The organism is Pseudoalteromonas sp. AOP7-A1-14 (assembly GCF_052376275.1).
Classification (GTDB): Bacteria; Pseudomonadota; Gammaproteobacteria; order Enterobacterales; family Alteromonadaceae; genus Pseudoalteromonas.
Genome location: NZ_JBQSVO010000321.1, coordinates 1 through 256 on the forward strand (window position 1 = coordinate 1; position 256 = coordinate 256).

Consider the following 256-nt stretch of genomic DNA (forward strand, 5'->3'; position numbering starts at 1 on the left):
GCCCCATCAACAAGGGTAAAGTCGAAGCTGCTAAGGTGTTTACCCACTGGCAATTTTGCATCTTTTAAAAGCCGCTGAAGGCGTTTGTCATCGCGTGTCGCAAGTTCAACATGACACAGCTCAGACAAGTATTGCTGCGGGCTCCATTGTTCTTCTATCGCTTTTTTGCCCAGGGTATTCCACTGTTGAAGCATGGTGCTAAGCTTTAATTGTTTCAGCATTAAAGGTAACGAGGCCGTGAAGTTATCCATGTAGG

1 protein-coding gene is annotated in these 256 nt (G+C 46.1%); it reads right to left on the bottom strand.

Going from position 1 to position 256, the window contains the following annotated elements; all coding sequences use genetic code 11:
• Positions 1-194 (bottom strand): ATP-binding protein (locus ACT3RM_RS18310; protein WP_444511570.1); only part of this gene is annotated, 194 nt, incomplete at its 3' end.
• Positions 195-256: the final 62 nt, after the last annotated feature.